This is a genomic window from Paenibacillus sp. 1781tsa1, from assembly GCF_024159265.1.
GTDB lineage: Bacteria > Bacillota > Bacilli > Paenibacillales > Paenibacillaceae > Paenibacillus.
On sequence record NZ_JAMYWY010000001.1, the window covers coordinates 757,978 to 770,651 of the forward strand.

The window sequence follows — 12,674 nt, forward strand, 5'->3', positions numbered from 1 at the left end:
CTAGGTTCCCGTCAGATGTGCCAAGAATTGATTAACAGGTTCATAGATCCACATGATGATATAGAGCGGACTCGGAAAATTCCAGAGGTTTGCTGCGATCACGCTAAACCCTGTGGCGATGACGAGCATGCAGCTATACACAGCTGTTTCCCTCCATTCCTTGCGACGGATAAGACCCGGCAAATCAAACAAGCCTATAAGGCCCCCTATGAAAATAACAGTAATTGTAATTAACATCCGGTCTCACTCCTTCAAATCCTCCTTGAATGAATCATCCAATGTACCTACACGTTTAATCTGTACATTGGCTTCATACGTCACATCCAGGTTCTCAAAATATTGATCCCAATCCTTCTCAACCTTTTTGAAAAATGCAGGATCGGCATGGTAAACTTCCTGACCAAATCCAAAAATATCGACATGGAATTTTCGCCGCACGGAGTTTATCGATTTTTCCATCAGTTCCATCAGCAGTTCCTCACTGTCTTTTTCCAACTCTTTGAGCGTTTTCATCGAACCAATTCGGACTCCACACTCTACTGCACCGATGGAAGATACATTTTTTATTTTGATATGAACTACTGGCTGATCTTTGATGACCTTCGCTTTTCGTTGCGTCTTGGTACGAAGGGTTTTAAAAGTTACATTGCCGCCTTTTCGGCAAGGCAAGTGACCAATGGTAGATACCACATTGTCGCGGATATAGTTATATCCTTTGGATTCATCTTCAGTTAACCAGCCGATCAGTTTGTCCTTCTTGAAGACACTTAATCCCGTTGAATTGAGACGAGCTGGGGACTTGATTGTTGCGATATTTTCTTTGCTTCCGCTTTTCTGAGAATTGCCAATAACTTCTACACCAGTGATTACAGGTTGTATTCCGGGAGCCAGCATATACTCCATTAACTGGTCACCGGTTACCGTAGTTGTGGGTGACCAGGTTTTGGCGGATACATCGAGGGAATTAAATATCTTCTCTGCAGGTAAATTCTCCAATGGAGTAAGGGTGTCCAGTACCTTGGAAGCTGTTGTTTTTCGAGCAACTAGGACGTAATAATCGGGACGGACAGTAGGTTCTCGCATTAATGCTTCAATAACATCGTAGATGCCCTCTTTGCGGGCAAATTCTTCACCGAACACCAGAACACGGATATGGGCCATGAATATGCGGCGCGGGCTTGTCTCAGTCAGCTTTTGAATCGCTTCAAACAGCGTGGGTGCGGACGCTTCATACTGTGTAACAGGGGTGCCATTCCCTCCCCCCGACTTGGAAGAGACTTCATTCGGCACAACGACCTGAGCGCTCACTTTAATCAAATCCCCATCCTTGTCCACCCCAAGACCCAGCATGATGCCAAGTTCATTCAATTCCTGGCGGTCCCAGCATCCGGTAAGGAGAGGGAGCAGGAATGTAATGCATAGAATTAATCGGAAGCACTTGTTCATACGTTGTTCTCCTTACCGAATTAACGCTTCGTTTTTTTGCTGGCTTGTCTGGTTTTGTTCGGTGTACCTGTAGAAAGTGGACGTGTTTTCATATGGGACCAAGGTACACGAAACAGGGTATCCTTCAGATCTTTCTGAATGAAAGGTGCAAAGGGGGACATATAGGGTACGCCAAAAGAACGCAAGCTGCATAGATGGGTAACCGTAATGAGCAGAACAATGAGAATACCGTAGAAACCAAATGCTGCTGCGAGTATCATCAATACAAATCGCAGAATTCGGACAGAGATGGACAGTCCATTCTCTGGAATGACATAACTGGATATGGCCGTAATAGAAACGATAATAACCATTGCAGCGGAGACAACCCCTGCATCAACGGCGGCCTGGCCGATAACCAGCGTCCCGACAATGGAGACGGCCTGACCAACGGTTTTCGGAATCCGTATGCCTGCTTCCCGCAAAATTTCATAGGTCAATTCCATAAGTATAGCTTCAATGAATGCGGGAAAAGGCACGCCTTCACGTTGAGCTGCCAGACTAATAAGCAGATTGGTAGGCAGCATCTCCTGGTGAAAAGTGGTAATGGCAATATAGAAGGATGGGGCCAGCAGAGCGATGAAAAAGGACAGATATCGAATCATCCGAATCAATGTGCTGATATCGGCCCGTTGATAATAATCCTCCGGTGACTGGAAGAAATGCACGAACAATGCCGGGACCAGTAGTACAAAAGGCGTTCCGTCTACGATGATGGCTACTCTTCCCTCAAGCAAGGCAGCACAAACCGTATCCGGACGTTCACTATTGTAAACGGTAGGAAATAGCGTGCCTGTTTCATCCTGTACAAGTTCTTCGATATACCCGCTTTCTAGAATTCCATCAATATCGATCTCATCGAGCCTGCGCCTTAGTTCCTCCACCACACCCGCATCAACGGTATGCTTCAGATATAAGACCGCAACCCTTGTTTTGGTGATACGGCCAATCTCTCTTTCTTCGATCCAGAGGTGAGGGTCCCGAATCCGTTTGCGAATCAAGGATGTATTTGTACGCAAATTTTCATTGAATCCTTCCATAGGACCCCGGACAACAGTCTGTGAGATGGGTTCACCAACAGCACGGTCTTCCCAACCAGCTGCGGCAATTTTCAAACCGCGTACACAACCTTCAATCAGCAAGATGGCCGAACCTGACAGGAGAGCATTGAGCACATCCTCCATGTCATCCACCAGAGTGACATTGCTCGCAGCTAAAACATCATTCTGGAGGTAGCTTAGATGCTCTTCATCTGCCGAGAATTCCGGGAGGTCATGTGTCTTTAACAGGGATTCCAGGATGGAATGATTCAGTATCTGTACATCCACTAATCCATCAATGTACAACATGACGGCAGGCCATTTATGTAGACACTGGAGAGGGCGCATCATCAAGTCATTGCTGTTCCCCATCACTTGCTTGCAGTATTCCATATTTTCGCTGAGATCCGGAGAGATTTGCCTCTGATCTTGATGCTCCACGTTTGGTTCACTCATACCTTCACCCCCTATACATCCTATATTTGCAAGTTAGTATGACCTGGATGAATTCGGATTATCACAAAAAAGAATGATAGTTCATCATTTCGTTTGAGTAAGTGTTTATTTTGGAGGAGGTGATGAAGTGATTACAGAGTTTAATTGAAAAAAAACGAAAAAAAAGAGCCGCGATTATTCGCAACTCCTTGCTTACTTATTATGAATGGACGGTTGTCCGAATTTACTTTTGTCTTTGACGCACAGGGGCTGACTTGGATACAGCGGATCTTGATACCCATGCTTTGCGGTAACGGTAAAGCACGGCAACAATAAGCAATAAGCCAATTCCTCCCACGATATATGCTGCATATTGATGAGCCAGATGGAATACGGCATTCCACTGGGGGCCGAATATTTTGCCGATGCCCAGAAACAGCACAACCCAGAACAGCGCGCCCGAATAAGCGTAGAGAGCGAACTTGCGAAAAGGAACAGCGGCTATGCCCGCGAAATATCCGGTGAAATGCCGTACTCCCGGAATGAAATAACCGATGAAGATTAAGGCATTACCATACTTGGCGAACCACTTTTGCGTTTTATCGAGCTTGTCCTGCTTCAGCAGAAACCATTTTCCGTATCGTGTTATAAAGGGCAGTCCTGCTTTGGCTCCAATAAAATAAGTAATTGTCATGCCTATCGTTGTTCCCAGAAAAGCCAGTATGGTGAGGATTCCGAAGTCGAGATGACCCTTGTAGGAGAGAAACCCTGCGTAAGCCATCGTTGTTTCACCAGGAAAGGGAAGTGCGATGAATTCAAGCAACAAGCCAAAAAACAATACGCTGTATCCGTAGGACCCAAACAAATGTTGGATCTTCTCAAGCAATTCCAATAGATTTCACTCTCCTGAAGACGGGGTGGGAGCATGAATCCTCTCCAAGGTGTTTTGAATACGTTCTGCCTGTCCATTATGCTACCTAATCTGACGCGAAGAATCAATCACACACCATATCAAATTGTGAAAAAATATTAAACAAAAATGCGTCTTTTTTCAATAAAGCCTCCATATAATTCTAACAAATCTGCTGAAGTCTATCAGCAAATTCACTAGAGACGGTGGAGGGCGATTCGTAAATGGTACAGAGACCGGAATTAAGAATCAAGGAAAAAGGGGAAATTCCCGTAACATCCATACATACGTTTTTATCTGGACAATGGTCTGTCATTTTAGTGCGAGTTGCGATATTGCTATGTGTATTCGCTGTATATGCAAGCACGGCATATGCATCTTCTGCTTCCGGCTCAGGTGATCCGATCAAGGAAGATAAGAATACGCAAGACAAGGTCGTTTATCTGAGTTTTGACGACGGACCGGGTAACCATACCCGAGAAGTATTGGATATTTTGCGCAAGGAGCAGGTTTTGGCTACTTTTTTTGTGCTGGGTGAGCAGGCAGAGCGTTATCCGGAGTTAATCCGGGCGCTTGTAGAGGATGGACATGCTCTGGGCAATCATACGTTCAATCATCAATATAAACAGCTGTACAGTGATTTTAAAGTGTTCTGGAAACAGATCAAGCAGACAGAGGAAGTGCTGGAACGTATAACTGGCTTCCGTCCGAATCTGGTACGAGCGCCAGGAGGTACCTACGGACATTTTGACCAGAGTTATTTTGATTTGCTGCAATCGGGTGGATACACCGTCATGGACTGGAACGTTGACAGTGGGGATTCCAAACGAAAAGGGGTTCCTGCCAAAGAAATTCTTAAAAATTCGACTAAAGTACCTGCGGGAACACGTTCGGTGATTGTCCTGATGCATGACGGTGGTGCGCATGCTGAAACGGTAAAAGCACTTCCGGGTATTATCAAATATTATCGTGATCACGGATACCGTTTTGACACCATAAAGAGCACGGATCAACCGGTTCAATTCCGAGTTCATCCCGATGCTAAGTATAAGTCCCGCAAGGCTCCGGGAGAGGCATGGATTGCAGAGCATGTAGAAGGGAATGCCGCATTGTGGCTCACAAGCAAGAAGCTGAAGGTAGAGGTGGGACTGGCTGCGGCAACCTTGCAACCTGGAGAGTTCCGAATGGATGGGCAGCGAATCATGGTGCCTTTGCGTACATTCATGAAAAAATTCGGGGGCAGCACTCGATGGGACCCGGAGACAAGGACAGCCACAGCAGTATGGAAGGAAAGAACGATTCATGCAGACAGTGTGAGCGGAACACTGAGCTCAACAGGGGTAATTGAAACAGGAGCAGTACAGAGTCAGGGGGGAACCACCTGGGTTCCGTTACGTGAGTTACTGGAGCAGATGGGCTTAAGAGTGAATTCCTTAACCAGTAATAAGGCAGAGTGGACGGTAAAGGCGGGCGCTTCCAGGTCCATTTCGGCAATGAATCTCATATTTAAGTATAAAATGATCTGAAGAAAGTCATGCTTGCAGGACTATTCTCTCTACTTCCGGGCAACACTGAATCATAGATTACTATGGTTCAGAAATGCCGATGGACGGAAGGAGATCAGGAGAAATGTCTTATATCCGAATGGAACATGAACATGCGGTTGAATTGTTAAACAGGGTCATGAAGCGTGTTGAAAGTGTGATTGTTGGCAAAAAAACAGAGATTCGTTATGTTCTCACTGCAATGCTCAGTGGGGGGCATGTACTTCTGGAAGATGTGCCGGGTACCGGTAAAACCATGCTGGTTCGTGCCGTTGCTTCCGCGTTGGACTGCTCCATGGGCCGGATTCAATTCACGTCCGATGTCATGCCGGCAGATGTTACGGGCACTTCAATCTATCATCCACATACAGCTGAATTCAAGTTTCGCCCCGGACCTGTCATGTCCAACGTTGTCTTGGCGGATGAAATAAACCGGGCTTCACCCCGGACTCAGTCTGCCCTGCTGGAGGCAATGGAGGAACGACGTATTACGGTTGATGGCACAACCTACGCCTTGCCACGCCCCTTCTTTCTGCTGGCGACACAGAATCCGTTACAGTTTGAGGGTACGTACCGGCTGCCTGAAGCGCAGCTGGATCGATTTATCATGAGGATTGGACTGGGGTATCCCGATCCGGAACAGGAATTGGAATTGTTAAGTCGGATGCAAGGTAGAGAAGAGCTTGATGAACTTCGCCCTGTCCTGCTTGCTGAAGAAGTCGTAGCCATGCAGCGTGAAGTCAAACAGGTACATGTTGACCCGGTCGTAAAACAGTATCTGGTGGCCGTTGCTGTAGCCTCTCGCAGCCTTCCGGCGGTCAGATTGGGCATCAGCCCGCGTGGAACACTGGCCTGGATGGCTGCGGCGCAGTCGTTTGCCTACCTTCAAGGACGCAGTTATGTCATTCCCGATGACGTGAAAGAGTTGGCAGTGCCTGTTCTCTCACATCGAATTCAATTGAAGGCCCAGAACAGAGCGGAGGTTTGGGGACAAGTCCAAGTCATTGAAGAAGCCTTGTCATCGGTCCCTGTTCCTGTACAAATGGCATCACTGGGAAGGGGACGGAGGCAATGACTGCTCTGGGACAACGGATGTTGAGTGCTGTCCTTGTGGTGGCTTTGGCTTCCTTATATCAGTGGCATGGTGGCAAAGCGGCGTTGTTTCTATCCATTATGGCTTGCTTGATGTTCATAGGAGGTCTGCTTCTCCATTGGTTCGGACCACGGCGTATTCACATCCGTCGGAAAATACATGCGAATCGGATTGAGGCAGGCGAGCGGGTGCGGGTTCAAGTCGAACTGGAATTCGAATGTCGTATTCCATTGTTATGGATCGTTCTGTGTGAAAATTCACCTGCAGGTGTTCATCGCAAATTAATTTTCCCGGGAACTCGGCGGCAATTTTCCTATCAATATGAATGTTCCGGTTTACGCAGAGGGGTCTACAGATGGGATACGGGCAGATTGTACTGGGGAGATCTGTTTGGCTGGAATACCCACTCTACAGAGACCGCAGGCGGCACCCCCTTGATTGTTGTTCCTCAAGCATCGGCTTGGGGGGAGGGGGATTCAGCAGAATTCGCAGCGATGATCGAAGGGACTCTGTCGGAGAGAAGAAATAGCCAGGGAAACCGTAGCCCCGAGTTCCGTGAATATCAGCAGGGTGACCCACTGGGACGTATTCATTGGAAAAGCACAGCCAAAACGGGGCAACTTCAGACCTTTCTGCCCGATACCACAGATCTGGCTTCACTGGGCATCCTTGTGTATGAAGGCGCATCGGGTTATGAGGTAAAACAGCCAGAGACTATGGAAGCACCTGCTTTTGAACGAGTGGTGGGTGCAGCCGCCCGCTGGATTCATACGGCTGAGCGGGACGACATTCCTTATCATCTGTGGATGGAAGGCGGAGATAAGAGTCGTAATGAACAAGATCAATGGCGACATGGGTCATTCCAGGCAGATGATGAGTGTCATGGTCTGGACAGACTAGCAGGAGCACGAATATCCACAGCCCAATCCGTGTCGGTTTCACTCCGAACGGAGATGCTGGATGGACTGGCGCGCGGTTCGCGAATTGTGGTTCTCACAGGCAAGATCGATCAGGTTCTGACCGAATGGATTATAACTGCAATGGGTTCAGGTTATCGTGTAGAGGTGCAATTGGCTGAAACGAACCAGCTAGGATCAAAGGATAGATTCATGACTGGAATTGAGCATGACAGCTCAAGTATAGAGCGGCTTCGTCACACCGGGGTATTGATCCAAGCGGTTACAGACGTTGCGTTATCTTCATTGGGAAAGGTGGAGGTAACGGATGTGGGAGCGTAATAAAAACCAGGAACCCAATTCCACTGTGGCGGCTGACAAAGCGTCAACAGCCCGTCTGAGATTAGAATCGGTCCATTCTGTAGTTAGAAATGTGAACCACACTTCTCTTACAGAGATAAAGGATGAGGGAGCTGTTAGAGTGCCGGTTCTGTATAGGATATTTATTTCGGCCATTTTACTTATACTGTCTCTGGAGTGGATATATCCTGTTACGTCATCAGGTCAGCAGGGCAGTGAACGTTTCTTGTCCGTAATGGCGGGGTTAACTGGAGCATTGCTGCTCGCAGGGTTAATTCGTACAGGGTGGATCACCGGAATACTGATCCGATTATTTATTGCACTCGCTGCGCTATGTCTGATGTATGGAGGAAGTGATCCTGCCCGTTGGGCGGTTGCATACCCCGGAATACTTTCAGCGGATATGGACACCTTTATGGATAACTGGCGATTCCACTCGATTAGTACAGAAACGAGAGGACTGTTCATGATGTGCGGTTGGAGCATGCTTATGGCTTCTGTGCAATCCCTTGTATTGCTGCGTAGAAGCGTTATGCTGTTTGGCAGTGCAACGCTGGTATACTTGCTTCTGCTTGAATCCTTTGCGGGGTTGGATGTATATGCTTCAGTAATACGGTCTGTGTTATGGACTTTTCTAATTCAGGCTCTGCTTCAGCTACTACGCCTCAACGGAGGAGTAACTACCCCGAGTTATCGTGGCAGTCCCTATGGCCGTTGGAGCGTTATAACCATTGTTGCTTCCACAGGTATGGTCCTTTTCTCTGCGTTACCTGGTCAGTTCGCTTCCATACCTCAACCGGAACGCATATCCCTGGAGCAGATGGGTGAACGCATAGCTCGCTGGGCAGGTTATACACAGCACAGTAGCATCCCTGCTGCAACGGCGGTAACGGGATATAGCACGGCAGATGCGCCCATGGGAGCACCTCTGGTGCAGGGGAATGCCCTCTTTTTTACAGCGAAGAGTCCGGAAGTGACGTATTGGCGAGGAGAGACTCGTTCATATTATAACGGTAGTACCTGGAGTGACCCAGAGCAAAGCTTTGAAACGGCCAGTCCTTACGGAGTCCTGCGTTCTGATGGTTGGGAGAATCAAACCTATTGGAAACGTATTCGCCAAACGGTCACGATGAAACGGGAATGGAAAGGGCCGAATCCGTTATTTACCGGGGGAATCCCGCTGAATGTATCGTTTCAAGATAAGAACAGCAATAATGAGGAGAACATGCTTACGTTGTTATCTAATCGAGATTCCGCAACGTTGTGGCTTGCAAACGCCGGCGAAGATCATACGGTTAAAAATTATACGGCAGACGTCATGCTTCCTGTGGCTTCGCCGGAACAGTTACGTCTGTTAGGGAATGTGAATAAAGGGAAAGATCCTGCCTCTATACGGAGGACATATCTGCAATTGCCCACATCTCTCCCGGGTCGGGTGCAGACGCTCGCCAAGGAAATCATTCAAGGCAGTGAGACTCGGTATGACGCTGTACAAGCCGTCAAGACTTATCTGGCTGCTCATGCCGAGTATACGCTTGATACCCGTATGCCACCGCGTGGAACAGATTTTGTGGACGATTTTCTATTCGTCACACGGCAGGGGTATTGTAATCATTTCTCCACTGCCATGATTGTGCTGCTGCGTTCAGAGGGAATTCCTGCACGCTGGGTTAAAGGCTTCGGGTCTGGGATGGCTGACCCGAATATACCAGGTCAATATATCATTTCCCAAGGAGATGCACATTCTTGGGTAGAGGTGTATTTTCCGGGGGCAGGGTGGATGCCGTTCGAGGCTACGCCGGGCTTCACCATGGCGCAAGGTGCGGGCGAAGATGTGGCAGCGCTCGCCGGGCCGCAGCCTGTTGTAGAGACTCCGCCGTATATGAGCGGCGGATGGGCTAACGCGGGCGCATGGCTGCTCGCCCGCGCACGGGCCATTGCCGCGGAGCCGGGGCTCGCGGCAGCCCTTGTCGCAGCGGCCCTGCTGGGCGCCGCTGCTGTGATCCGCATGCGGCGGCTACGCCCTGCGCTGCGGATCAGGCTGCTGCTGGCATGGCCACGCAGCAGCTTTCCAGACCGCGAGCGGCTGCTGGGTGCTGCCGCTCCGGTCTGGTCCGCGCTCGCGCGCCGGTACGGCCCGCGGCCGCCGGGTATGACGCTGCGGGAATATGCAGCGTCACCGGCTTTGGCCGCAGGCGCGGACGGCGCGGACATCGCGCGGTTTGCAGCCGACTGGGAACGGCTGCTGTACGGGCCAGACCGTCCGCTGCGCGCGGACAGTCTGGACTTCCTGCGCCGGGCTCTTCGTTTGGCCCGGCGCCTGCAGGCGATGTAACACAAGGATGTTACAACAAGGACGCCACACAACCTGCCGGTGATTGAACTCTCGCTATCGCTTTCCGATACAGTTTGGCAGGTTGTGGCAGAAGATGATCACCACTGGCGCATCTATTCTATTGTGCATCGGTTGATCATCGTTGTATGTTATACATAAGACGCCTTTCGCGCTACGCTGCGAATGAGGCGTCTTTCCACGATCATACACTTGAACCAGCATCTTGCTGCCATGTTTTCTGATAGGAATTTCATATTTGAAGGCATTTGGTAATCCTGTTTTGATATGTCGAAAAAAGGAGTTTCGCCTTTCCTTGACGGTATGTTTTGTCGTTGCGTATAATTAGTTTCATTGAATTGAGGGAGGCACGGTTATGAATAAGCAGAATGAAATTGTGGTTGTCCTTGACTTTGGGGGCCAATACAATCAGTTAATCGCCAGAAGAATCCGGGATCTTGGCGTATACAGCGAGCTTTTGCCGTATAATACACCGGCGGAGAAGATCGCAGAAATGGCACCAAAAGGGATCGTATTTTCAGGTGGTCCGTCCAGCGTATACGCTGAGAATGCTCCACACGTGGATCCGGCTGTCTATGACCTAGGCTTGCCAATCTTCGGGATATGCTACGGGATGCAGCTTATGGCCCAACAGCTCGAAGGTAAAGTAGAACGTTCTGAGAAGCGTGAGTATGGTAAAGCAGACCTTGAATTTGCTGCTGGATCTACTCTTGCAAAAGGCATTGAAGGTGAACATACCGTATGGATGAGTCACGGTGACCACGTGGTTACACTTCCTCCAGGTTTCAAACTGGATGCAGGCACGGAAAGTGCGCCAATCGCTGCCATGAGCGACGATGAGCGTAAATTGTATGCTGTTCAGTTCCATCCGGAGGTACGTCACTCTGTTCGGGGTAACGACATGATTCGCAACTTCCTGTTTGAAATCTGTGGTTGCGAAGGAAACTGGACGATGGAGACATTCATCGATGACACGATCAAAGACATTCGTGAAAAAGTGGGCGACAGTAAAGTACTGTGTGCGCTTAGCGGCGGTGTAGATTCTTCCGTTGTAGCTGCATTGCTTCACAAAGCCATTGGTGATCAATTAACATGTATGTTTATCGACCACGGTCTGCTGCGCAAAGGCGAAGCTGAAAGTGTAATGGAGACGTTTGTTGGCAAATTCGACATGAAAGTTGTCAAAATTGATGCTCAGGAGCGCTTTATGTCCAAGCTGGCTGGCGTGGATGATCCAGAACAAAAACGTAAAATTATTGGTAACGAGTTTATTTACGTCTTTGACGAAGAGTCCAAGCAGTTCGATGATTTTGCATTCCTGGCGCAAGGTACACTGTACACGGACATCGTGGAAAGTGGTACAGCGACTGCACAGACGATCAAATCCCACCACAACGTGGGCGGTCTGCCTGAGGACATGAACTTCAAACTCATCGAGCCACTGAGCACGTTGTTCAAAGATGAAGTACGTAAAGTTGGTACCGAGTGTGGCCTGCCGGACGAAATTGTACACCGTCAGCCGTTCCCTGGTCCGGGTCTTGCGATCCGTGTTCTGGGTGAAGTTACTGAAGAGAAACTCAAAATTGTTCGTGATTCAGATTACATCCTGCGCGAAGAGATTGCCAAAGCCGGTCTCGACCGCGAAATCTGGCAGTACTTTACGGCCCTGCCGAACATGAAGAGTGTTGGCGTTATGGGTGATGCGCGTACGTATTCCTACACTGTAGGTATCCGTGCCGTAACATCCATCGACGGTATGACAGCGGACTGGGCACGTATCCCTTGGGATGTGCTGGAGAAAATCTCCGTGCGGATCGTTAACGAAGTAGATAACGTAAACCGTATCGTCTATGACGTAACATCCAAACCACCTGCAACGATCGAGTGGGAGTAATTTGGGTATTTTTCAATTGATTAACGACTGAGAAGCCTTGCTGTATAGGGGTTCTTGGACAACGATTGAAAATCTTATTTCATTCACCTGCAACTATTGGTCTTCAAAAATTACTCTCTTTTATTTGTGTTATTCAAACAAATAGAGGGGAGTTTTTTTGTGTCAAAAATCAATGAAGCTAAGTCAAGAATCCGTAAAAGAAAAAAAGCATAATTACTGGTTGTATGTATCGCTTGAATTTTTGAATGGAATTCACTAAGGAGTAACTTGAAATCGAGGAAGCGGAAGACAAGACTTCAATGCATATTAAGAATTACATTCAGAATTGTCAGAGTAGGGGTAAAGAAGCCCACGTTCTAGTCCAAGGTAAAGGCTCTAAGGAGCGTTTAATCTACATTAACAAGATAATGAGAAGGTATGTGCGGAAGCAAGCAGGCTTTACACACAGACTAGCTGACGAAATAGAGGTTTTCGTGATCCGGCCAATACTGTGTTTGGACATAATGAAGCTTTCTTCCTAGAGCTTGATTTTAAACTTTCGCGTGACGCGGACTTTTCAATTATTGTTAAAAAATTTTCGATTGCCCGCGAGTTTGTATTTCGAATTTTAATTTTGCTTCACAATAGTATGTACTTCTTGCGATCTGCAGGATGTCACACATTG

Annotated in this window: 9 protein-coding genes; 5 read left to right on the forward strand and 4 right to left on the reverse strand. The window is 48.3% G+C overall.

Annotated elements, in window-relative coordinates; all coding sequences use genetic code 11:
• The 4 genes from NKT06_RS03550 to NKT06_RS03565 all read right to left on the reverse strand — a co-directional run bounded on the left by NKT06_RS03550 (position 1) and on the right by NKT06_RS03565 (position 3,852).
• Positions 1–237 (reverse strand): hypothetical protein, encoded by a 237-nt coding sequence (locus NKT06_RS03550; protein ID WP_253429977.1) that lies wholly within the window; start codon positions 235–237, stop codon positions 1–3.
• Between the two features lie 6 nt (positions 238–243).
• Positions 244–1,446, reverse strand: a complete 1,203-nt coding sequence (locus NKT06_RS03555) for a Ger(x)C family spore germination protein (protein WP_253429980.1) — start codon at positions 1,444–1,446, stop codon at positions 244–246.
• A 20-nt stretch (positions 1,447–1,466) separates the two neighbouring features.
• Positions 1,467–2,981, reverse strand: coding sequence for a spore germination protein (locus NKT06_RS03560; RefSeq protein ID WP_253429983.1), 1,515 nt, complete (start codon positions 2,979–2,981; stop codon positions 1,467–1,469).
• 223 nt (positions 2,982–3,204) lie between these two features.
• Positions 3,205–3,852, reverse strand: a complete 648-nt coding sequence (locus tag NKT06_RS03565) for a DedA family protein (RefSeq protein ID WP_253429985.1) — start codon at positions 3,850–3,852, stop codon at positions 3,205–3,207.
• A gap of 242 nt (positions 3,853–4,094) precedes the next feature.
• On the opposite strand from NKT06_RS03565, the gene NKT06_RS03570 reads away from it, so the two are divergent.
• The 5 genes from NKT06_RS03570 (at position 4,095) to guaA (ending at position 12,010) form a co-directional block, all read left to right on the forward strand.
• Positions 4,095–5,396: a polysaccharide deacetylase family protein gene (locus tag NKT06_RS03570; RefSeq protein ID WP_253429987.1), complete on the forward strand. Its 1,302-nt coding sequence runs from the start codon at positions 4,095–4,097 to the stop codon at positions 5,394–5,396.
• A 103-nt stretch (positions 5,397–5,499) separates the two neighbouring features.
• A complete protein-coding gene (locus NKT06_RS03575; RefSeq protein ID WP_253429990.1) occupies positions 5,500–6,489 on the forward strand; it encodes an AAA family ATPase in 990 nt (329 codons plus the stop codon).
• Positions 6,486–7,745, forward strand: a complete 1,260-nt coding sequence (locus tag NKT06_RS03580; protein ID WP_253429993.1) for a DUF58 domain-containing protein — start codon at positions 6,486–6,488, stop codon at positions 7,743–7,745. The genes NKT06_RS03575 and NKT06_RS03580 overlap by 4 nt, the downstream gene beginning before the upstream one ends.
• Positions 7,732–10,098 (forward strand): DUF4129 domain-containing transglutaminase family protein, encoded by a 2,367-nt coding sequence (locus tag NKT06_RS03585; protein ID WP_253429995.1) that lies wholly within the window; start codon positions 7,732–7,734, stop codon positions 10,096–10,098. Before NKT06_RS03580 ends, NKT06_RS03585 begins: the two co-directional genes overlap by 14 nt.
• 373 nt (positions 10,099–10,471) lie before the next feature.
• Complete coding sequence (guaA, locus tag NKT06_RS03590) at positions 10,472–12,010, forward strand: glutamine-hydrolyzing GMP synthase (protein ID WP_253429998.1); 1,539 nt, start codon at positions 10,472–10,474, stop codon at positions 12,008–12,010.
• Positions 12,011–12,674 lie beyond the last annotated feature (664 nt).